General features: G+C 68.3%; 15 protein-coding genes and 1 pseudogene. 13 read left to right on the forward strand and 3 right to left on the reverse strand.

Annotated features, from left to right (window positions below):
- Positions 1-7: 7 nt before the first annotated feature.
- Positions 8-2,239: a penicillin acylase family protein gene (locus RHOOR92_RS0100945; RefSeq protein WP_027489331.1), complete on the reverse strand. Its 2,232-nt coding sequence runs from the start codon at positions 2,237-2,239 to the stop codon at positions 8-10.
- Positions 2,240-2,470: 231 nt separating this feature from the next.
- Here RHOOR92_RS0100945 and RHOOR92_RS0100950 point away from each other — a divergent pair, with 231 nt between their 5' ends.
- The 4 genes and pseudogenes from RHOOR92_RS0100950 (at position 2,471) to RHOOR92_RS18235 (ending at position 7,717) form a co-directional block, all read left to right on the forward strand.
- On the forward strand, positions 2,471-3,979 hold the full coding sequence (locus tag RHOOR92_RS0100950) for an acetyl-CoA hydrolase/transferase family protein (RefSeq protein WP_027489332.1): 1,509 nt from the start codon (positions 2,471-2,473) through the stop codon (positions 3,977-3,979).
- A gap of 288 nt (positions 3,980-4,267) precedes the next feature.
- A complete protein-coding gene (locus RHOOR92_RS0100955) occupies positions 4,268-4,696 on the forward strand; it encodes a VOC family protein (RefSeq protein ID WP_007511151.1) in 429 nt (142 codons plus the stop codon).
- Positions 4,697-4,847: 151 nt separating this feature from the next.
- Complete coding sequence (locus tag RHOOR92_RS0100960; RefSeq protein ID WP_007511152.1) at positions 4,848-5,732, forward strand: patatin-like phospholipase family protein; 885 nt, start codon at positions 4,848-4,850, stop codon at positions 5,730-5,732.
- Positions 5,733-5,884: 152 nt separating this feature from the next.
- Positions 5,885-7,717: pseudogene (locus tag RHOOR92_RS18235) on the forward strand (FAD-binding oxidoreductase).
- Between the two features lie 46 nt (positions 7,718-7,763).
- Here the strand turns inward: RHOOR92_RS18235 and RHOOR92_RS0100970 are convergent.
- Positions 7,764-10,061: a cbb3-type cytochrome c oxidase subunit I gene (locus RHOOR92_RS0100970; RefSeq protein WP_027489333.1), complete on the reverse strand. Its 2,298-nt coding sequence runs from the start codon at positions 10,059-10,061 to the stop codon at positions 7,764-7,766.
- A gap of 403 nt (positions 10,062-10,464) precedes the next feature.
- On the opposite strand from RHOOR92_RS0100970, the gene RHOOR92_RS0100975 reads away from it, so the two are divergent.
- The 6 genes from RHOOR92_RS0100975 to RHOOR92_RS0101000 all read left to right on the forward strand — a co-directional run bounded on the left by RHOOR92_RS0100975 (position 10,465) and on the right by RHOOR92_RS0101000 (position 16,744).
- Positions 10,465-11,241: an iron-containing redox enzyme family protein gene (locus RHOOR92_RS0100975; RefSeq protein ID WP_007511155.1), complete on the forward strand. Its 777-nt coding sequence runs from the start codon at positions 10,465-10,467 to the stop codon at positions 11,239-11,241.
- Positions 11,242-11,320: 79 nt separating this feature from the next.
- Positions 11,321-14,059, forward strand: a complete 2,739-nt coding sequence (locus RHOOR92_RS0100980) for an EAL domain-containing protein (protein ID WP_015448022.1) — start codon at positions 11,321-11,323, stop codon at positions 14,057-14,059.
- 105 nt (positions 14,060-14,164) lie between these two features.
- Positions 14,165-15,142 carry a lipoyl synthase gene (gene lipA / locus RHOOR92_RS0100985; protein ID WP_015448021.1) on the forward strand — a complete coding sequence of 326 codons (978 nt, stop codon included), beginning with the start codon at positions 14,165-14,167 and terminating at the stop codon, positions 15,140-15,142.
- A gap of 60 nt (positions 15,143-15,202) precedes the next feature.
- On the forward strand, positions 15,203-15,418 hold the full coding sequence (locus tag RHOOR92_RS0100990; protein ID WP_007511158.1) for a hypothetical protein: 216 nt from the start codon (positions 15,203-15,205) through the stop codon (positions 15,416-15,418).
- A 32-nt stretch (positions 15,419-15,450) separates the two neighbouring features.
- A complete protein-coding gene (locus tag RHOOR92_RS0100995; protein WP_007511159.1) occupies positions 15,451-15,792 on the forward strand; it encodes a carboxymuconolactone decarboxylase family protein in 342 nt (113 codons plus the stop codon).
- A 1-nt stretch (position 15,793) separates the two neighbouring features.
- Positions 15,794-16,744, forward strand: coding sequence for a cysteine synthase family protein (locus RHOOR92_RS0101000; protein ID WP_027489334.1), 951 nt, complete (start codon positions 15,794-15,796; stop codon positions 16,742-16,744).
- Between the two features lie 68 nt (positions 16,745-16,812).
- Here RHOOR92_RS0101000 and RHOOR92_RS0101005 read toward each other — a convergent pair whose 3' ends face one another.
- Positions 16,813-18,612 carry an aminopeptidase P family protein gene (locus RHOOR92_RS0101005; protein ID WP_007511162.1) on the reverse strand — a complete coding sequence of 600 codons (1,800 nt, stop codon included), beginning with the start codon at positions 18,610-18,612 and terminating at the stop codon, positions 16,813-16,815.
- A 144-nt stretch (positions 18,613-18,756) separates the two neighbouring features.
- Here RHOOR92_RS0101005 and RHOOR92_RS0101010 point away from each other — a divergent pair, with 144 nt between their 5' ends.
- The 3 genes from RHOOR92_RS0101010 to eno all read left to right on the forward strand — a co-directional run bounded on the left by RHOOR92_RS0101010 (position 18,757) and on the right by eno (position 22,621).
- A complete protein-coding gene (locus RHOOR92_RS0101010) occupies positions 18,757-20,427 on the forward strand; it encodes a CTP synthase (protein ID WP_027489335.1) in 1,671 nt (556 codons plus the stop codon).
- Positions 20,424-21,260: a 3-deoxy-8-phosphooctulonate synthase gene (kdsA, locus tag RHOOR92_RS0101015; protein ID WP_027489336.1), complete on the forward strand. Its 837-nt coding sequence runs from the start codon at positions 20,424-20,426 to the stop codon at positions 21,258-21,260. Before RHOOR92_RS0101010 ends, kdsA begins: the two co-directional genes overlap by 4 nt.
- A 62-nt stretch (positions 21,261-21,322) precedes the next feature.
- Entirely contained in the window at positions 21,323-22,621 is a 1,299-nt protein-coding gene (gene eno, locus RHOOR92_RS0101020) for a phosphopyruvate hydratase (RefSeq protein ID WP_027489337.1), read from the forward strand.
- The last annotated feature ends 10 nt before the right edge of the window (positions 22,622-22,631 follow it).

Here is a 22,631-nt window from a genome sequence, read left to right on the forward strand (position 1 = left end):
CGGCGGCTCATTCGCCCGGGTGGTAGACCCGCTCGGTATGCCCCTTGAGCTGCTCCGGCCAGAAGTACACCGTGCGCAGGTTGCCGGTGGTGTAGCGCTCGGCCTCGTCGTTGAAGTGCTTCGAACCGGGGTGGCCGCTCTCGCCGCCGGCGGTGATCGCGCGGGCGCTCACCTTCGGGCCGAACTCGACCACCGCCACGAAGCTGTTGCCGCTGGTGCCGTAGTACTTCTTCGTGCCGGGCCAGCGGTGCGCGCCGAACGAGGCCAGCGAGCCCCAGCGCGAGGACACGAACGGCACCGGAATGCTCGGCTTGGCGTCGTCGAAGGTCTGCTCGATGGCACCATCGTTGCGCTGGAAGCGGTTGATCTCGCCCCACGGCACGCCCCAGCTGCCGAAATCCTTTTCCAGCCGGTCGGACGCTTCGGCCAGCGTGCCCAGGCGCGCTTTCGCACCGGCGTTGCCGGCCATGTAGTCGTACACCGACTGGTGTTCGGCTTCGGCCGCGGCGTGCACCTTGTCCCACAGCATGTCGCCCCAGAACACCGCCAGCGTGGTCGGCATCGAGGCGATGCCCCAGCGGTAGTCCCAGCTGCGCAGCAGCGCGACCTGGCCGGCCAGGCGCGGCTTCAGCGGATCGTTGTCGGGCAGCGTGTCGTAGTCGTGCACCAGCACCGGCACCAGTCGCGAGAACGCCGGCAGGTAGGAGTCGAACGCGGCGCTGATCAGCGAGGCCTGGCTGAAATCGCGCACGCGGTCCAGCACGCGGGTGGCGTGGATGCCGCGCGGGTTCTCGCCGAAGCTGTCCATGTAGCGCGGGTAGTCCGCCTGCTTCGGGCTGAACGCGCCGGCGGCGGAGTACGGCCAGTTGTTGGTGTTCATGATCCAGCCGTTCGGCGGGTTGAGCAGGTGCGGCGCCTCGTCGAGCTTGTGCAGGCCCTGCCAGTCGGTGGCCGGGTCGCTGCCGTCGACCGGTTTCGTATAGTCGAAGCGGTTGTCGCGCCGCGGGATGAACTGCGGGTGCAGGTACGCGATCTCGCCCTTGTCGTCGGCGAAGATGGTGTTGTTCGACGAGTTGGCCTTGAGCTCGGCCACTTTCATGTAGCTGGCATAGTCGCTGGCCTTGGTGCGCAGCCAGCTCTGCTCCAGCGCTTCCAGCGGCTTGTTCATCAGTGCGGTGGCGATCCACTTGCCGTCGGCCGCGCGCACGATCGGGCCGTGGTGGGTGAAGCGGGCGTCGAAGTTGCGCGTGGCCATCGTGCCGTCCTTCGCGCGATACGCCACGCGGATCGTGCGCGTGGTGACCGGCCGCAACTCCTTGCCGTAGCGGTAGAACAGCTTGCCGCCCTGGTGCACGATGGTTTCGGCGAATTCGTCGACCACGTCGGCGCCGGTGGAGGTGTGCATCCAGCCGATATGGTGGTTGAAGCCCTGGTAGACGAAGAACTGGCCCCAGGTCACCGCGCCGTAGGCGTCCAGCCCTTGGTCGCTGCTCATCTGCAGTTCGGAGCGGAAGAAGAACGAGGTGTGCGGGTTGATCCACAGCAGCGCGTGGCCGTCGGCGGTCAGCTTCGGCGCGATCGCGAAGCCGTTCGAGCCGGTCGGCTCGACCCAACTGGACGGCGTGGTCACACCGGCGAGCTGCTTGCCGTCCGTGCCGTAGAAGGCGGCGAGCTGCTCCAGCGAGACGCGCTCGATGTCGCCGCCGATGCTGCCCTCGCTGAAGCTGAGCGCCATCCACGGTTCGAAATGTTTGATCACGCGCGGATGCACGTCCGGATGCGTGGCGAGGTAGTAGTTGAGCCCGTCGGCCCAGCCGTTCATCAGTGCCTGCAGCCATGCCGGGCTCTTCGCGTACAGCGCCTTGAGTTCGACCGGGTCGATGAACAGCTGCTGGCGCAGGTCGCTCCAGATCGCCGATTCGCCCTCGGCCTCGGCCAGCCGGCCCAGTGAGTTGAGGTAGTTCGTTTCGACCCGGTTGAAGTCGTCCTCGGCCTGGGCGTAGGCCATGCCGAACACCGCGTCGGCGTCGGTGCGGCCGTGCACATGGGCGATGCCCCAGTCGTCGCGGGTGATCGTGACGGCCTGCGCCTGGCGCTGCCAGCGCACCTGCCCGGTGGGCGGCGCAGCCTGCGCGCCGGCAAGCAGCCCGTACGCAAGCAGCGCCACGGCCAGCAGCGGGCGCGGCAGACGTCGCCAGGGCGCCCGAGGGCGTGATTCGTTCGCTGTGTGCGTGCGCATCGGTCTGTCATCTCCCCTGCGGCTTGTCGGTGCCACCGTGTGGCGTGGAGTTGACCATTACTGCGCCCTACTTGCAAAAGGGCGCAGGGTGGCGGTGATTTGACGCATGCGCCGAAGGTCGCCTTGGCGGGCCGCGCCGGCACGCCCAGAATGGTTCCCGGATCTGGCCGCGGCACACGGCAGTGCGCGCAGCTGCGGCGGGTCCGGGTTCCTTTGCCGAGTTGGAAAACCATGACGACACGTATTGCACATGCCGGCCTGGCCGCACGCCGCATGTCGGCGGAGCAGGCGGCCGGGCTGATCCTGCCGGGCATGACCGTGGGCATGAGCGGCTTCACCGGCGCCGGCTACCCCAAGGCCGTGCCGCTGGCGCTGGCCGCGCGCATCGCCGCGGCGCACGAGCGCGGCGACAAGTTCGCGCTGCGCATCCTCACCGGGGCCTCGACGGCGCCGGAACTGGACGGTGCGCTGGCGCGCGTGGGCGGCATCGACTTCCGCCTGCCTTACCAGTCCGACCCCGAGCTGCGCGCGCGCATCAATGCCGGCCAGATCGAGTACATGGACATCCACCTGGGCCAGGTGGCGCAGTACGCGTGGTGCGGTTTCCTCGGCAAGATCGACGTGGCGCTGATCGAGGTCGCCGGCATCCTGCCGGATGGCCGGCTGCTGCCGTCCACCTCGGTGGGCAACAACAAGACCTGGCTGGACCTGGCCGACAAGGTGATCCTGGAGGTGAACCGGCGCCAGCCCGAAGGGCTCGACGGCATGCACGACATCTACTACGGCACCGCGCTGCCGCCGCATCGCAAGCCGATCCCGCTGCTGCAGCCGGGCGATCGCATCGGCGAGCCGTACCTGCGCTGCGACCTGGACAAGGTGATCGCGGTGGTGGAAAGCGACGCACCCGACCGGCTGGGCCGCTTCGCGCCGCCGGACGAGGCGTCGCGGCGCATCGCCGGACACCTGGTGGAGTTCTTCCGTCACGAGATCGCCGCGGGGCGACTGGGCGAGCAGCTGCTGCCGCTGCAATCCGGTGTGGGCAACATCGCCAATGCGGTACTGGGCGGCCTGCGCGAGGGCGGCTTCCGCGGGCTGACCGCGTTCACCGAGGTGATCCAGGACGGCATGCTGGAACTGATCGGCGACGGCACCATCGAGATGGCCTCGGCCACCTCGCTGTCGCTGAGCCCCGAGGGGGTGGAAGAGTTCGTGCGCCGCATCGACTTCTACCGCCAGCACATCGTGCTGCGGCCGCAGGAGATGTCCAACCACGCCGAACTGGTGCGCCGGCTCGGCTGCATCGCGATGAACGGCATGGTCGAGGCCGACATCTACGGCAACGTCAATTCCACCCACGTTGCGGGCAGCCGCATCATCAACGGCATCGGCGGTTCCGGCGATTTCGCCCGCAACGGTTTCCTGTCCTGTTTCATGAGCCCGAGCACGGCCAAGGATGGAGCGATCTCCGCACTCGTGCCGATGGTCAGCCACGTCGACCACACCGAGCATGACGTGGGCCTGGTGGTCACCGAGCAGGGCCTGGCCGACTTGCGCGGCCTGTCGCCGAAGCAGCGCGCGCGGGCGGTGATCGCGCAGTGCGCGCACCCGGACTACCGGCCGATGCTGCAGGACTACTTCGACCGCGCCTGCCGTGACAGCTACGGCAAGCACACGCCGCACCTGCTGAACGAGGCGTTGTCCTGGCACCAGCGTTACCTGGACAGCGGCAGCATGCGCTGAGAGGTGGCGAATTTTTCAACCTCGAAGTGCGGCCAGGGCGAGGGCATGGATGCCCGAGTCGAGGCAATGCAGGAGCGGTTGCCCGATGGCCGGGTGCGGATCGGGCACGCCAGTGCCTGATTCGCGTGAGCGAGTCCGGGCCTGTACCGGACTCGCGATCGAAGAAATCCGCAGGAAGCGGTTTTCTTCACAGGCTGTGAGCGCTGTCGATTGGCGCCCGGGCCATTCGTCGTCCCTCCGAGCCGATGTGTCGGCTCGGCGTGCCCAGACCACGACGAGGATGCCCCCATGCAAATCCAGCCCTACCTGTTCTTCGACGGCCATTGCGAAGAGGCCATCGCGTTCTACCGCCAGGCGATCGGTGCCGAGGTGGTCATGCTGATGCGCTACGCCGACGGCCCTGAAGGCTCCGCCCAGTGCCCCGACGGCACGCAGTTGCCGGCGGACAAGGTGATGCACGCCTGCCTGCAGATCGGCGCCAGCCAGGTGCTGGTCTCGGACGGCTACAGCGGCGGCACGCCGACGTTCGACGGCTTCTCGCTGGCGCTCACCGCCGATGACGATGCCCAGGCGAGGCGCCTGTTCGATGCGCTCGCCGACGGCGGCCAGGTGCAGCAGCCGCTGATGTCGACCTTCTTCGCCTCCAGCTTCGGCATGCTTGCGGACCGCTACGGCGTGTCGTGGATGGTGCTGGTGCCGAGCGAGCGGGCCGGCTGAGGGTCACGGCCTGCCGGGGCAACCGGACAGGCCTGTTCGATCCTCGGCGGCGGTGTCGCCGCATGCCGCCATCCGGCGCGAGGAACCCGCGGCTGCGGCGTGCATCAGATGACCGGGTGCGCCGCCATCTCGGCGCAGGCAGGTGGCTCGGATGGCAGAGGCAATTCCGGTCGTCGGCGGTGCGCAGCAGCGCACCGCCTTCGTGCTGGCTGGCGGCGGCAGCCTCGGCGCGGTCGAGGTGGGCATGCTGCAGGCGCTGCTCGAGTGGGGCGAGGCGCCGGCGTTCCTGGTCGGCGCCTCGGCCGGTGCGATCAACGCCGCGTACTTCGCCGGCGACCCGAGCCGCGCCGGCGCGCGCGAACTGGAACGGATCTGGTGCGCGCTGAAGCGGCGCGAGGTGTTCCCGTTCAACCTGGGCAGCGTGTTCGGCCTGCTGCGCCGGCGCGACCATCTGGTAGATTCGTCGGGGCTGCGGCGTCTGCTTGAGCGCCACCTGCCTTATCGGCAACTGGAGGATGCGGCCCTGCCGGTTCACCTGGTGGCGTCGGACATGCTGAGCGGGCGGGAGGCACTGCTGTCGGCCGGTCCGGTCGTCGACGCCGTGCTGGCCAGTGCCGCGATTCCGGGCGTGTACCCGCCGGTGCGGATCGACGGGCGCTGGCTGGTCGATGGGGGCGTGGCCAACAACACGCCGATCTCGGTGGCGGTCGGCCTGGGCGCCACGCGGGTGATCGTGCTGCCCACCGGGTTTGCCTGCGCGCTCGAGCGGGCACCCTCGGGCGCGATCGCGCGCGCGATGCATGCGCTCAGCCTGCTGGTGGCACGCCAGCTGGTCTACGACGCCGATCATTTTGCCGGCAGTGCGGTGGAACTGCGCATCGTGCCGAGCCTGTGTCCGCTGGGTGTCTCGCCGTACGACTATTCCGCGGCGGCCGGCTTGATCGCCCGTGCCAGGACCCAGACCAGCCGCTGGCTGGAACGAGGGGGATTGGAGCGCGCCGGGACACCGCCGCAATTGCGCGAGCACCACGACTGAGCGGGCATGCCTGCGAACCTGCCGGCACGGCCCGCCCCGGCTGGCCGCCACCGGTCACCGGTGCGGTGCGGTTCGTCACTGGCGGCTGGCGCGCGGAGCGTTTGCGTCGCATCGTGGCGACTTCCACGGCGATCCCCCTGAAGGACGGTGCGATGAAACGAAGAGACCTGCTGAAGGCCGCACTGGCGATTCCCCTCCTGCCGGGCCTTCTTTCCGGCATCCCGGCGATGGCGCAGGCGGCTGACCCGCTGCCTGCGCGCCTGCGTTCGCGGGTGCGCCCCGGCGAGCCGGACTGGCCTTCCGCTGCCGACTGGGGCCGGTTGAAGCACGATGTGGGCGGGCGCCTGCTCAAACTGGAGTCGCCGTTTGCCGGCTGCGGCCCGACCTCGGCCGGCGCCGCTTGCGACGAAGCGCTGAAGCACCTGGACAACCCGTTCTACCGCGGCGACCAGCCGGCGCTGACCCAGACCAGCGGCTGGGTCGACGCGTGGACCTCGCAGCCGAGCGCGTACGCGGTGGCCGCCGAAGGCACGGCGGACGTGGTCGCGGCGGTGAATTTCGCGCGCGAGCATCACCTGCGTCTGGTGGTGAAGGGCGGCGGACACAGTTACCAGGGCACCTCCGACGCGCCGGATTCGTTGCTGGTGTGGACGCGGCACATGAACGAGATCAGCTTGCATGACGCCTTCACGGCGCAGGGCTGCGCTGGCGTGCAGGCACCGCAGCCGGCGGTGTCGATAGGCGCCGGCGCGATGTGGATCGACGCCTACGACGCGGTGACCACCCGCGGCGGCCGCTACGTGCAGGGCGGCGGCTGCACCACGGTGGGCGTGGCCGGGCTGGTGCAGAGCGGCGGCTTCGGCAGCTTCTCGAAGCACTACGGCATGGCCGCGGCGGGCTTGCTGGAGGCGGAGGTCGTCACCGCGGACGGCCGGGCGTGCATCGCCAACGCCTGCACCCACCCGGACCTGTTCTGGGCGATCAAGGGCGGCGGTGGCGGCAGCCTGGGGGTGGTCACCCGACTGACCTTGCGCACGCGCGAACTGCCGGAGTTCTTCGGCGGGGTGTCCGGTTCGATCAAGGCCGTGTCGGATGCGGCGTACCGCGCCCTGATCGCACGGGTGATCGGCTTCTACCAAAGCAGCCTGTTCAACCCGCACTGGGGCGAGCAGATCGGCTTCGGCTCGGACAACACCGTGCGGGTCGACATGGTGTTCCAGGGCCTGAGCCAGGCGCAGGCGGAGCAGGCCTGGGCGCCGCTGCTCGACTGGGTTCGCGCGCGTAAGGAATACGAGCTGGTCAAACCGATCCAGGCGCGCGCGCTGCCGGCCAGGTACATGTGGGATGCCGAGTTCTTCCGGCAGCACGCGCCCGGCGTCCAGGTCGACGACGACCGCCCCGGCGCGCCACGCAACCATGTGCTGTGGGCGGGCGATCAGGGCCAGGTAGGCTGGTTCATCCATGGCTACAAGTCGGCATGGCTGCCGGCGTCGCTGCTGCGGAGGAAACAGCAGGCGCGGCTGGCCGATGCGCTGTTCGCCTGCAGCCGCCACTGGGGCGTGGGTCTGCATTTCAACAAGGGCCTGGCCGGCGCGCCGAAGGCCGAGCTGGCCGCGGCGCGGAACACCGCGACGAATCCGCAGGTGCTGGACGCGTTCGCGCTGGCGATCATCGCCGGCGACGGCCCGCCGGCTTTTCCCGGCATGCCCGGCCCGAAACCGGATCTGGCGCACGCCCGCGAGCGCGCCGCCGCCATGGGCCGGGCGATCGCCGCCCTGCGGTAGGCGGCACCCGACGCGGGTTCGTACGTGTCGGAGAGCGACTACTTCGAGCGCGACTGGCAGCACGCGTTCTGGGGCGCGAACTACCCGCGGCTGGCTGCGGTGAAGCGCAGCTACGACCCGACCGGGCTGTTCTTCGTGCACCACGGCGTCGGTAGCGAGGCATGGAGCGCGGACGGCTTCACCCGGGTGGCGTCGGGCTGAGGCCGGGTGCGGCGAGGCGCGCCGCGCCGGGGTCGCCGGTGCCGGGTCAGTCGGATGGCGGCGTCGCGCGCACGCCCAGCCAGCCCTTGACTGCGGCGATGGTCAGCGGGATCGCGCCGAAGATGATGAACACCAGGTCGCCGGGCAGGCGCATCCATTCGATCAGGTGCGAGCGCGGGCTGGCGATGTAGTCGAGCGCGCGGGCGTGCCAGTAGCCGTGCTGGATCACGTCCCACACCTGCAGCACGCCGCTGGGGAACAGGCTGAACACCACCATCATGGCCAGGCCGATGTTGGTGCCCCAGAAGCCGGTCCGCACGTACTTCTCCATGCCGGCCCAGCGCTCGTCGCTGCTGGTCTGGCGCAGCACGAACACCATCAGCGCCAGCGCCAGCATGCCGAACACGCCCATCATCGCGGCGTGGCCGTGGTTCGGCGTGAGCTGGGTGCCGACTTCGTAGTAGCTGACGATCGGCAGGTTGATCAGGAAGCCGAAGATGCCGGCGCCGACGAAGTTCCACACGCCCACCGCGATCAGGAAGTAGAACGTCCAGCGGTGCGGCACCGCCACCGACTTGCCGCAGACGTCGCAGTGGCCGCGGGTGGTGCGCACGAAATCCCACGCGTCCAGCGTGAGCAGGGTCAGCGGCACCACCTCCAGCACCGAGATCATCGCCGACATCGCCATGTTGACGCTGGTCTGGCCGGTGAAATACCAGTGGTGGCCGGTGCCGATCAGGCCGCCGAGGAAGTACAGGATGCCGTCCAGATAGATCACCCGCAGCGCCACGTTGCGGCGGGTCAGCCCCAGCTGGTAGAAGGTCAGCGCCACCACCGTGGTGGCGAAGAACTCGAAGAAGCCCTCGACCCACAGGTGGATGATCCAGAAGCGCCAGGTATCGACCACCGTGTAGTTCGTCTTCGCGCCGAAGAACAGCGCGGGGATGTAGAACAGCGGGATCGCCACCGCGGCGAACAGGAACATCTTCACCAGCGGCTTCGACTCCGGGTTGGCCAGCGAGCGCGGGCGCACCAGCAGCCACAGCAACGCGAACCACACCAGCAGGCCGACCACCAGCAGCAGCTGCCAGATCCGGCCAAGTTCGAGGAACTCCCAGCCCTGGTTGCCCAGCCAGAACCACCACTTGCCGAGCATCTGCGCGATGCCCAGCCACTCGCCGAGCAGACTGCCGCCGATCACCACGGCGAACGCGCCGAACAGCAGGTGCACCCACGGCGCGAACCAGCGCGGTTCGTCGCCGCGCAGCGTGCGGCCGAGAAACAGCGCGGCCGCCACGTAGGCGGTGGCGATCCAGAAGATCGCCGTCTGCAGGTGCCAGATGCGCATCAGGTTGCTGGGAAAGATCGTTTCGAGCTGGAAGCCGTAGAAGCTGCCCGGATCGGCGCGGTAGTGCGCCACCGCGCCGCCGACCAGGGTCTGCGCCAGGAACAGCAGCGCCACCACCACGAAGAATTTCACCAGCGCGCGCTGGCCGGGACTGGCCACGCCCGGCAGCAGGTGCGGATGGATGTGCTGGCCGCGGCTGATCCAGCCGAGGTAGTCGAACTTGCCGAACATCAGCAGCACCACGGCGATGCCGGCCAGCAGCACGATCAGGCTCAGCGCACTCCACAGCAGCGCGCCCGGCACCGGGGTGTTGCCGACGGCGGGGTCGTACGGGAAGTTGTTGGTGTACGAGTAGTTCTCGCCGGGGCGGTTCGCCACCGAAGCCCAGGCGGCCCAGGTCACGAACGCGGTGAACTGATGCAGCTCGGCCGGGTCGGTAATCAACCCGGCTTTCAGCCCGCCGTTGCGCTCCGGGTGCAGGAAGTAGTCGGTCCAGTACGGCAGCTGCTGGCGGTATGCCGCCGCTTCCGCAGCGGTCAGCTGCAGGGTGTCGCTGACGGCGTCGTAGCGGTTGGTCTTCAGCTCCACCGCCGTCTCCGCCCGCACCGCGGCGCGCTGTGCGGGCGTCAGCACGGCCAGCGCCTGTTGGTACTGCTGCTGCGCGGCAGCGGCCGCGGTGTCTTCGCCGATCCGGTGCAGCGCGGCGGCCGAATAGTCCGGCCCCAGGTAGGCGCCGTGGCCCCATATGCTGCCGTTGTCCATCAGGCCGTATTTCAGGAACACCGCCTGGCCGTCGCGGATGTCGTCGCCGCTGAACAACGGACTGCCTTGCGCATCCACCACCCGGGCAGGAATCGGCGGGGCATTGCGGTAGGCCAATGCGGTGATCGCGAGCAGCCCGGCGAAGCCCAGCACCATCACGATCAGCACCGTGCGCAGCCACCAGGGGGAAAGTTCGGGATCTTCCGGGGTCAATGGCTGGGCGGCGATGCTCATGGCGCTTCCCCTTCCGCGATGTGTGGGCGAGTATCGGGCGGTATCGGGAACGCGGTTGCCCGCCCGTGCTGAAACAGGATCGTGTCTTGTACGGATTCAGCCAAGATGGCCGCGGCAAGCTTTTTCTTCTTTCCGTGCATGACGTGTGAAGGCTGTACCGCACTGGCCATCCATCGGGGGGATGGAGCCGGATGTGAAGCGTCGCCATGGCCCCGCACCGCACCGGCGGCGGCCACGATGCGGGCATCGCATGCGAGAGGGCGCCGCCACCGGGGTCATGCACCACAGAATTCCGGCATCACCGCGATGCCGGTGGCGGCCGGTATCGGGGCTTCAGCCTTGCGTGCCGGCCAACGACGCTGCAGCCGACTGCAGCACCCATTGACGACCGAGGAAAACCGTCATGCATACTCGTTTTGAGCGTACCGGCCCCCTGACCGAACTGAGCAGCTATCCGCAGTGGGCGCAAGATATGGTGGTTGACTGCGAAAGCACCAAGCAGAGCGTGCTGGATCACGAGCTGTGGGCGATGATGCGGGAGGTTCGGCTTGATCACGCTTCCACCGCCAATTTCATGGTGGGGGTCTGGCCGTTCATCGAGCGCTTCCCGAGCTTCATGGCACTGAATCTGCTGAAAACCCGCTACGGGCGCAGTCTTGGCGACGACGTGGCGCGTCGCTGGCTGGTGCGCAACATACGGGTCGAACAGAATCATGCCGAGTACTGGCTTGCCTGGGCCGAGGGCTCCGGTGTGCCTCGTGACGACGTGCTGAACGCGCGGCCCCCGCATGGCACTCAGACGCTGGCCAACTGGTGCGAGGAAATCAGTGCCAACGGAACCCTGGCTGCGGGCATGATCGCCACCAACTATGCCATCGAGGGCGTCACCGGCGAGTGGTCGCGGCCCATCTATGAGAGCACCGCTTATGCCGAGAGCTTTCCCCCCAGGATCAGGACGGGCAGCCTGCGTTGGCTCCAGCTGCACGCGGCCTACGACGACATCCACCCCTGGGAGGCACTGGAAATTGTCTGCACATTGCTGGGCATGACGCCCAAGGCTGACGAAGTGGCTCATCTGGGTGAGTGCGTCCGCAGAAGCTATACAAGCATGCGCATCGTCGGCGACCTCTGCATGCAGACGCATCGGCCGTCCACATGGATGAAGGAAGCGGCTGCCTGACGGCTGTCGAGACAACGGGCAGGGCGTTCCATTGACGGGTCAGGCATGAGATAACTTGCGCATGCGCAAGGTGTCTCCCATGTTGCAGCAACCTTTGTCCCGACGCATGTTGCCGCTGGCCTACGCGCTGGTGGTGATGTTGGCCACGATCCTCGGGCTGACATGGTTTGCCCTGCAGACCCAGGTCACTCTCGCTGGATTTCTCAACAGCGAGAGTGTCTGGTCCAAGGCCCAGAAGCAGGCGGTGATCGCCCTGGATGCCTATGCAGTCACCGGCAGCCCCGCCGATCTTGCCGGGTTCTGGCAAAACTACTCTGTCCTCGATTCGGATCGGTTGGCGCGCGACGAGATCGCGTCGGGAAGTTTCGACCAGGAAGTGGTGGACAGGGCCTTTGTCCATGGCAACGTCATGCCGACGGCGAAGCCCGGCATGATTTTCGTGCTGGAGCACTTCTCCGGAGCACCTTATTTGCGTGACGCACTGGCAGCGTGGCGCTCCAGTGATGCGGAGATTGCCCAGCTGGCCTCGATTGCCAAGGAGCTGGAACACACGCATGCCGCCGGAGCCTCTTCGGCTGAACAGGCAGCCATCCAGCGTGGCCGCATTCATGCCCTGAATGATTCGATCGAGCCGAAGGCCAACCGGTTTTCGCTCGAAATCGCCCGTGGCACGACGTGGATGGGGCATATGCTGTTCATTGGCGTGTTGAGTGCCGCCTGCATTGCCGTTCTGCTGTGGCTGGACATGGCGCGCCGCACGCTGGTCAGCATCCGCGGCAGCGAGGAGCGCTATCGCCTGCTGTTCGACAGCGCCGCCGATGCGATCGTGATGGTCGACGAGGCCAGCGGACGGATCCTGGACGTCAACCGCACCGCTTCGGCGTGGACCGGGCGCAGCGCGGACGAGCTGGTCGGCGACCGCTTCGTGCACCTGTTCACGCAGTCCATGGCGGGGCAGCAGACCGGGCGGGCCGCCGCCAACGTGCTGCTCGGGGCCAAGGGTCAGACCCGTCCGGTGGAAACGCAGACCAGCCTGGTCAACTGGGGCAGCCAGCCGGTGCGCCAGGCGATCATCCGCGACATTTCCGAGCGGGTGGCGATGGAGCGCGAGCGCCGGATCGCCGCGGAGGCGCTGGCCAGCATCGCCGAAGGCGTGATCATCGCCGATGCCGGGCGGCTGGTGATCTCGACCAATGCGGCGCATGCCGAGCTGACCGGTTTCACCAGCCAGGCGCTGCAGGGCAGGCGCCTCGACGACACCCGTCGCCTGCCCGGTGGCCAGCCGCTGCCGCGGTCGATCTGGGACAGCGTGGCCGCCGGCCACAACTGGATGGGCGAGGTCGTGAGTTTGCGCAGCGACGGCAGCAGCTATCCCGAGCACCTCAGCCTCAGCACGATCCGCGATGCCGACGACCAGGTGGTCTACTACGTCGCCGTGCTCACCGACATCCACGAGGCGAAGGCGAACCAGCATCGGCTGGAGCAGATGGCGCGGCACGACCCGCTGACCGGCCTGGTCAACCGGGCGGAGTTCGAACGGCATTGCGCCGAGGCGATCGCGGTGGCCGAACGCGAGCGGCTGGCGGCGGTGGTGCTGTTCATCGACCTGGACGCATTCAAGATCGTCAACGACAGCTACAGCCACGCGATCGGCGACCGCCTGCTGGTCAAGGTGGCCGAAAGGATCCGCCGGCAACTGTCCGAGGGCGACGTGGCCGGGCGCATCGGCGGCGACGAGTTCACCGTGCTGATCCCGCGGCTGATCCTGCGCGAGGACGCGCGGGCGATCGTCAGCCGGCTGCTGGCCAGCCTGTCCGAGCCGCTGCTGGTGGACGATTACGAGATCGTGCTGAGCGCCAGCATCGGCGTGGCCGGCTATCCGCTGGACGGCGACAACGCGCTGGCGTTGATCGCGAACGCCGACGCGGCGATGTACGCGGCAAAGACCGAGGAGCGCAATGCGTTCCGCTTCTACACGCCGATGATGCACGCCGATACCCGCCGGCGCCTGCAGTTGGCGGCCGAGTTGCGCCAGGCGCTGGCGCGCAACGAATTCCATCTGGTGTTCCAGCCCAGCGTCGAGCTGCGCAGCGGCCGCATCGTGGCGGTGGAGGCGTTGCTGCGCTGGCAGCATCCGGAACGCGGCGAGGTACTGCCGGCCGAGTTCATCCCGGTGGCCGAAAGCCTGGGCCTGATCCGCCGCATCGACGAGTGGGTGATGCAGACCACCTGCGCCCAGATCCAGGCCTGGGACCTGGCCGGCGTGCCGCCGATCCGCGTGGCGGTGAACATCTCGGCGCGCTGGTTCGGCCACCCGGCCTTCGTCGACGGGGTCAGCCGCAACCTGCAGTCGCGGCGGCTGGCGCCCGGACGATTGCTGCTGGAGATCACCGAGAGCGCAATGCTGCGGTTGGGCGACGACATCGAGCGCACCATGCAGACCCTGCACACGCTCGGCATCGCGGTGGCGATCGACGATTTCGGCACCGGTTATTCCTCGATGGCCTACCTGAAACTGCCGGCGGTGACCTGCCTGAAGATCGACCGCTCCTTCGTCACCGGCCTGCCGGGCGACGGCAACGACGCGGCGATCACCGTGGCGATGCTGGCGATGGCGAAAAGCCTTGGTCTGATCACGATCGCCGAGGGCATCGAGACCGAGGCGCAGCATGAGTTCCTGCTGCGCAGCGGTTGCATCGAGGGGCAGGGCTATCTGTACTCCTACCCGTTGCGGCCCGAGGAAGTGCAGCGCCTGCTGTGCCCGAGCCAGCCGTCGGTGCCGATGCGGCTGAAGCTGGTGCCGCCCAAACGCAGTTGAGCGGCGCCCGGTGGACGGCGCCGGCCCGCCTGCCTTGATGTGCATCAGGGCAGGCGGCTGCGTGGAGCGGGACACTGGCTGCAGTCCAGCCAGCCGCGACCGTTCATGTCCAGCAGTCACTCCATCCCCGATGGCAGCAAGTACGTCAGTGCGCAGGGCACCCGCGCGGTCAAGGGCGGCCAGAAGCCCAATGCGCACAGCCATGAGCCCGACGTCAGCCGCAAGCCGCCGTGGCTGCGCGTGAAGCTGCCCAGCGGCGCGCGTTACGAGGAAGTGGCTGACATCGTGCGCACGCACCAGCTCAACACCGTGTGCGCCGAATCCAAGTGCCCCAACATCGCCGAGTGCTGGGGCAGCGGCACCGCCACGCTGATGCTGATGGGCTCAGTGTGCACGCGCGCGTGCAAGTTCTGCTCGGTCTCCACCGGCAACCCGAACGGCTGGCTCGACCCGCTGGAACCGGCCAAGGTGGCCGATGCGGTGGCGCTGATGGGGCTGAAGTACGTGGTGCTCACCTCGGTGGATCGCGACGACCTGGCGGACGGCGGTGCCGCCCACTACGCTGCCTGCGTGAAGGCTATCCACCTGCGCTCGCCCGATACCGCGGTGGAGGCGCTCACGCCCGATTTCGCCGGCAACCATGCCAGCGTCGCCACAGTGCTCGACGCCGGCCTGGCCACCTACGCGCAAAACCTGGAAACCGTGCGCCGCCTCACCCATCCGGTGCGCGATCCGCGCGCAGGCTACGAGCAGACCCTGGGCGTGCTGGCGTTCGCCAAGCGCCACGCGCCCAAGACGCTCACCAAGACCAGCCTGATGCTGGGCCTGGGCGAAACCGACGCCGAGGTCGAGCAGGCGCTGGACGACATGCGCGCCGCCCACGTGGACGTGGTCACCCTGGGCCAGTACATGCGGCCCAGCCCGCACCACCTGCCGGTGGAGCGCTTCGTCACGCCGGACGAGTTCCGCGATTATCGCAAGCTGGCGCTCGGCAAGGGTTTTCTGGAGGCGGTCGCAGGACCGCTGGTTCGTTCGAGTTATCGCGCCGAACGCGTGCTGGAGCACAACAATCTGGGGCTGTGACCCGCGGCGCGCCGGGCCGGTCCATCACTTCGATGTCCATCGACATCAGGAGGTACCGCCATGTTCCGTTTCTTCGTACGACGTTCCCTTCGCCGCTCGCTGACCGGGCCCGACGCCGCCGGCGCCGTGCTGGCGCCGGGCCGCAAGCTTTTCGTTGCACCGGCCGGCGAGTCCGTGCTGGCGCAGGAGCAGCGCGTCGACGACGAGCTCGCCCAGAGTTTCCCGGCCAGCGACCCGCCGAGCTGGGTGCAGGGCACGGTGTCGGCGCAGCATTGAATTTCCACCCGGCTTCATCCAAGGAGGATGGCATGGACACGACGATATACCCGCCGGCGACGGCGGAACTGGCGCGCAAGCGCCGCGAACTGGCGCCTGCGCCGCTGGATGCGTTCAAGGCGTTCAGCGCCGCGGTGTTCGCCGACGGCGCGCTGCCGGCGGTCACCAAGCAGCTGATCGCGGTGGCGGTGGCGCACGTCACCCAGTGCCCGTACTGCATCAAGGGACATACCGCCGGCGCCTTGAAGCAGGGCGCCAGCGAGCAGCAGATCATGGAGGCGATCTGGGTCGCCGCCGAGATGCGTGCGGGCGGCGCCTACGCCCATTCCGCGCTGGCGCTGGACACGATGCGTCACGCGCACGAGGCTGCCTGAGATGGCCACGCGCTTCACCACAGTATCGGACAGCATCCTCGACGCGGTCGGCGACACCCCGCTGCTGGAGATCGAGGGCGTCTACGCCAAGATCGAGTTCCTCAATCCTTCCGGCTCGATCAAGGCGCGCATCGCCAAGTACATGATCGAGCGGGCGGAGCAGGAAGGTTTGCTCAAGCCCGGCGACACCATCGTGGAGGCGACCAGCGGCAACACCGGCAACGCGTTGTCGATGGTGGCGGCGGTGAAGGGCTACCGCATGCTGGTGGTGATGCCCGAGGGCCTGTCCAGCGAGCGCGTGGCGATCTCGCGGGCCTACGGCGCGGACGTGCTGTTCTGCGGCAATTTCCATGTCAACGAGGCGCTGGTGCGTGCGCAGCGGCTCGGCCAGCAGGCCGGCTACTTCTGCCCCAGCCAGTTCGAGTCGGAATGGAACGTGGAGGAGAACCGGCTGATCCTCGGCCCGGAAATCCTGGCCCAGCTGCCGCCGGGCCGCGTGCCCGATGCGCTGGTGCTGGGCGTCGGCACCGGCGGCACGCTGATCGGCGTGGGCCAGGCATTCCGCGAGGTCAACCCGAATGTGCGGCTGTTCGCGATGGAGCCGTCCGAGTCGTGCACGATCCTGTGCGGCGAGATTGCCGCGCACACCATCGAAGGCATTTCCGACGGCTTCGTGCCGGGCATCTTCCAGCGCCACGCGGGGCTGGTGAACGAGGTGCTGAGCGTGTCCAGCACCGATGCCGTAAGCGAGATGAAGCGGCTGGCGCGCAGCTACGGGCTGTTCTGCGGACCGAGCTCCGGCGCGCACCTGCTCGCCGCCAAGCGCATCCGGCAGAATTTCCCGGAACTGAAGACGGTGGTGACGGTGTTCTGCGACGAGGGCGAAAAGTACCTGCACGAGTACTTCATGCAGCCAGCCGCTGTCGACGTGGGCGCCACGCACTTTCGCTGAGGCGGTCACGCGTGGCCGGCTGCGCGACGCAGGGCGGTCACTGTCCGCCCTGCGCGTTCGGGGAGGAGCTACAGCGGCGCGCAGTGGCGGCTCAGCCACTCCAGGTCGGCGGCCTCCAGCAGCGGGCTGAGCGCGGCGCGCACGCTGGCGTGGTAGTCGTCCAGCCAGGCACGTTCCTCCGGGTTGAGCAGGCCCGGTTCCAGCGCGCGGCGGTCGAACGGGCACATCGTCAGCGTCTCGAAGGCGAGGAATTCGCCGAACTCGGTGCGGTCGGCTTCGACCACCACGGCCAGGTTCTCGTGGCGGATGCCGTGCCGGCCGGGCTTGTACAGGCCCGGCTCGATCGAGCTGATCATGCCCGGCTCCAGCGCCACCAACGCGCCGCCGGCGACCGGCGGGCGGATCGACTGCGGACCCTCGTGCACGTTGAGGAAGTAGCCCACGCCGTGGCCGGTGCCGTGGCCGTAATCCATGCCCGAAGCCCACAGCGGCGCGCGCGCCAAGGCGTCCAGCTGCGGGCCGCTGGCGCCCTTCGGGAAGCGGGCGCGCGACAGCCCGATCATGCCCTTCAGCACCAGGGTGGCGTCGCGGCGCTGTTCGGCGGTGGTCTCGCCGAGCGCCAGCACGCGGGTGATGTCGGTGGTGCCGCCGAGGTACTGGCCGCCCGAATCGATCAGCAGCAGGCCCTTCGCCTGCAGCGTGACGTGCGATTCCGGCGTGGCGCGGTAGTGCGGCAGCGCGCCGTTCGCCTGGTAGCCGGCGATGGTGGCGAAGCTCTCGCCGACCCAGCCGGGCTGGGCCGAGCGCTCTTCGTGCAGCAAGGTGTCGACGTCCAGCTCGGTCACCGTCATGCCGGCGGCGAGGCGCTGTTCCAGCCGGCGGAAAGCGCGCACCAGGGCGGCGCCGTCGCGGCGCATCACGTCGCGGATGTGGTCGAGTTCGGCGACGCTCTTGACCGCCTTGAACGCGGTGCTCGGATTGGCTGCCTCGATCCGGCTCACGCCTGACGGGATCGCCGCGGCGATCGCGCTGACCACCCGGCCGCTGTCCAGCAGCAGGCGGTCGGCAGCATCCAGTTCCTGCAGGGTCGAGGTGATCGAGGCGTAATCGGCGATGCCGATGCCGTCGGCAGCCAGTTTCGCGACCAGCGCATCGCTCAGCTTGGCGCGGCCCACGAACAGGGTGGCGCGGTGGTCCGCCTGCACCAGCAGATGGGCCAGGAACACCGGATTGCACTCCACATCGCTGCCGCGCAGGTTGGTCAGCCAGGCGATGTCGTCGAGGCTGGACAGCAGGTGGTGGCTGGCGCCGAGCTTGTGCATCGCCTTGCGCAGGCGGGCCAGCTTGTCGGCACGCGGAATGCAGGCCCAGGCCAGCTCGTGTTCGACCACCGGCGCCTGCGGCAGGGCCGGGCGGTCCGCCCAGATCGCACCGGGCAGGTCCAGGTCGGTGCGCACCGTGGCGCCGCTGTCGGCAAGCCGGCGCTCGATCTGGCGCTGGGTGGTCGCGGCCACGCTGTCGCCGGCCATGGCCAGCACGTCGCCCTCGTGCAGATGCTGCTGCAGCCATTCGAGATGCTCGGGCGTGTGCGGCATGCGCAGCTTCATCAGGCCGATGCCGCTGCCGGCGAGCTGCTGTTCGGCCTGCGAGAAGTAGCGCGAGTCGGTCCACAGCCCGGCCTGCTCGCGGCTGACGATCAGGGTGCCGGCCGAACCGGTGAAGCCGGACAGCCATTCGCGCGCGGCCCAGTGGGCGGGCAGGTATTCGGACAGGTGCGGATCGGCGCTGGGAACCAGCACGGCAGCGACGCCGTGCTGCTGCATGGCCGCACGCAGGGCGGCGAGACGGGCGGGGACGGGGTTGTTCATCCGACCATGCTAGCAGGCGGTCCGAGGCCGTTTCATCCGTGGCGGACAGTTGGAAATGAACCGATCGCGACAAATTCTGCGCTTCCATCTCGCAGCGGGACGCTTCTGCAGCTAAAATGCCAATTTCCAGCACGGCTGCTTTCCATGACCCCCCTGATTTTCGTCACCGGCGGTGTGGTGTCCTCGCTTGGCAAGGGCATTGCTGCGGCGTCGCTCGCTTCCATTCTCGAAGCACGCGGCCTTTCGGTCACCATGATGAAGCTCGATCCCTACATCAACGTGGATCCGGGCACGATGAGTCCCTTCCAGCACGGCGAGGTCTACGTGACCGACGACGGCGCCGAGACCGACCTCGACCTCGGCCACTACGAGCGCTTCGTCCGCACCCGCCTGACCGGCAAGAACTCGATCACCACCGGCAAGATCTACGAGAGCGTGATCCGCAAGGAGCGCCGCGGCGATTACCTCGGCGCCACCGTGCAGGTGATCCCGCACATCACCGACGAGATCAAGCACTGCATCCACGAGGCCACCCGCGGTTTCGACGTGGCGCTGGTGGAGATCGGCGGCACCGTGGGCGACATCGAATCGCTGCCGTTCCTGGAGGCGATCCGCCAGCTGCGCATCGAGCACGGGCCGGAGAAGGTGGTGTTCATGCATCTCACCCTGGTGCCGTACATCAAGGCCGCCGGCGAGATCAAGACCAAGCCGACCCAGCATTCGGTGAAGGAACTGCGCTCGATCGGCATCCAGCCGGACATCCTGCTGTGCCGCTGCGAGCAGCCGCTGCCCGAGAGCGAACGGCGCAAGATCGCACTGTTCACCAACGTGCCGGAGCAGGCGGTGATCAGCGCGGCCGACGTGGACATCATCTACAAACAGCCGCTGTACCTGCACCAGCAAGGCCTGGACGACATCGTGGTCAAGCGCCTCGGCCTGGACGCCAAGCCGGCCGACCTGTCCGAATGGCAGCGCACGGTCGATGCGGTGGAACATCCGAAGGACGAGATCACCGTCGCCATCGTCGGCAAGTACGTCGAGCACAAGGACGCCTACAAGTCGCTGGGCGAGGCGCTGCGCCACGGCGGCATCAAGCAGCTGACGCGGGTGAACCTGGACTGGGTCGACTCCGAGCAGGTCGAGGCCGAAGGCGCCGCCAAGGTGCTCGGCAAGGCCGACGCGATCCTGGTGCCCGGCGGCTTCGGCAAGCGCGGTTTCGAGGGCAAGGTGCTGGCCGCGAAGTACGCGCGCGAGCACGGCGTGCCGTACTTCGGCATCTGCTACGGCATGCACGCGGCGGTGGTGGATTTCGCCCGCCACGTGGCCGGCCTCGCCGATGCCGACTCCAGCGAGAACGACCGCAACACGCCGAACCCGGTGATCGCGCTGATCACCGAATGGACCACCGCGGCAGGCGAGGTCGAGCAGCGCAGCGACCGCTCCGACCTCGGCGGCACCATGCGCCTGGGCGCGCAGGAATGCCGCCTCAAGGCCGGCACGCTGGCACGCGAGCTGTACGGCCAGGACGTGGTGCGCGAACGCCATCGCCACCGCTACGAGTTCAACAACCGCTACCGCCAGCCGTTCGAGGACCTGGGCCTGGTGATCTCCGGCAAGTCGATGGACGACCTGCTGGTGGAAATCGTGGAGCTGCCGCAACAGCGGCATCCGTGGTTCCTCGGCTGCCAGGCGCACCCGGAGTTCACCTCGACCCCGCGCGACGGCCACCCGCTGTTCATCGGCTTCGTGCGCGCGGCGCGCGAGTTCAAGGCCGTGCGCGACGGCGAGAAGCTGGCCCGGGAGCGCGTGGCATGAAGTTGTGCGGCTTCGACGTCGGCCTGGACCGGCCGCTGTTCCTGATCGCCGGCCCGTGCGTGGTGGAGTCCGAGCAACTGCAGCTGGACACCGCCGGCACGCTGAGGGAGATCACCGGCCGGCTCGGCATCCATTTCATCTTCAAGTCCAGCTTCGACAAGGCGAACCGTTCCTCCGGCGAGAGCTTCCGCGGGCCGGGGCTGGAGGAAGGCCTGCGCATCCTGGGCGAGGTGAGGCGGCAGATCGGTGTGCCGGTGCTCACCGACGTGCACGAGTACACGCCGATGGACGAGGTCGCCGCGGTAGTCGACGTGCTGCAGACGCCGGCCTTCCTGTGCCGGCAGACCGACTTCATCCAGAAGGTGGCGCGTGCCGGCAAGCCGGTGAACATCAAGAAGGGCCAGTTCCTCGCGCCGTGGGACATGAAGCACGTGGTGGCCAAGGCGAAAGCCGTCGGCAACGATGCCATCATGGTGTGCGAGCGCGGTGCCAGCTTCGGCTACAACAACCTGGTGTCGGACATGCGCTCGCTGAGCGTGATGCGCGATACGAACTGCCCGGTCGTGTTCGACGCCACCCATTCGGTGCAGTTGCCGGGCGGCCAGGGCGCCACCTCGGGCGGCCAGCGCGAGTTCGTGCCGGTGCTGGCGCGCGCCGCGGTGGCGGTGGGCGTGGCCGGCCTGTTCGCCGAGACGCATCCCGACCCCAGCAAGGCGCTCAGCGATGGCCCCAACGCGTGGCCGCTGGGCAAGATGGAGGCGCTGCTGGAAACCCTGCTGGAGCTGGATGCCGTAACCAAGCGGCACCGCTTCCTGGAGCAGGATGTTTCCTGAAACACCGGGCGCAGCGATGCGCCCGTTCCAACTCATTCACCACCCAGGCAGACGGACACCGCATGAGCACCCAGATCACCCGCATCCACGCCCGTGAAATCCTCGACTCGCGCGGCAACCCCACGCTGGAAGCCGAAGTCACCCTGGCCGGCGGCGGCTTCGGCCGCGCCGCCGTGCCCAGCGGCGCCTCCACCGGTTCGCGCGAGGCGGTCGAGCTGCGCGACGGCGACAAGTCACGCTACGGCGGCAAGGGCGTGAAGAACGCGGTGGCGAACGTCAACACCACGATTGCCGCGGCGCTGAAGGGTTTCGATGCGGCTGACCAGAAAGGCCTGGATGCGAAACTGATCGCGCTGGACGGCACGCCGAACAAGGGCAAGCTGGGCGCGAATGCGCTGCTCGGCGTCTCGATGGCGGCGGCGCACGCGGTGGCCGCGTCGCGCGGCGAGCCGCTGTGGCAGTACCTGTCGCACGGCAAGCCCGGCGTGCTGCCGGTGCCGATGATGAACATCATCAACGGCGGCGCGCACGCCGACAACAACGTGGACGTGCAGGAGTTCATGATACTGCCGGTGGGCCTGCCGACGTTCGCTGAGGCGCTGCGCGCCGGTGCGGAAATCTTCCATGCGTTGAAGAGCGTGCTGCACGGCCGCGGCCTCGCCACCGCGGTGGGCGACGAGGGCGGCTTCGCGCCGAACCTGCGTTCCAACGTCGAGGCGATCGACACCATCCTGGAGGCGATCGGCAAGACCGGCTACAAGGTGGGCAGCGAGATCCTGCTCGGCCTCGACGCGGCCAGCTCGGAGTTCTACAAGAACGGCAAGTACGACCTCGCCGGCGAAGGCAAGCAGTACAGCTCGGCGCAGTTCGTCGACCTGCTCGCCGGCTGGGCCAGGCAGTACCCGATCGTCACCATCGAGGACGGCATGGCCGAAGGCGACTGGGACGGCTGGAAGCTGCTCACCGATGCGATCGGCGAGCGCGTGCAGGTGGTCGGCGACGATCTGTTCGTGACCAATCCGGCGATCTTCCGCGAGGGCATCGAGAAGCACATCGCCAATTCGATCCTGATCAAGGTGAACCAGATCGGCACGCTGTCCGAGACCCTGGAAGCGATCGCGATGGCCGACGCGGCGAAGTATTCGGCGGTGATCTCGCATCGCTCCGGCGAGACCGAGGACACCACCATTGCCGACATCGCGGTGGCTACCACGGCGACCCAGATCAAGACCGGCTCGCTGTGCCGCAGCGATCGCGTGGCGAAGTACAACCAGCTGCTGCGCATCGAGGAGGCGCTGGGTTCGGCCGCACGCTATGCCGGCCGCGGGGCGTTTCCGAACCTGACCCGCCTGCCGGGCTGAACGGCCGCCC

The organism is Rhodanobacter sp. OR92 (assembly GCF_000427545.1).
GTDB classification, from domain to species: domain Bacteria; phylum Pseudomonadota; class Gammaproteobacteria; order Xanthomonadales; family Rhodanobacteraceae; genus Rhodanobacter; species Rhodanobacter denitrificans.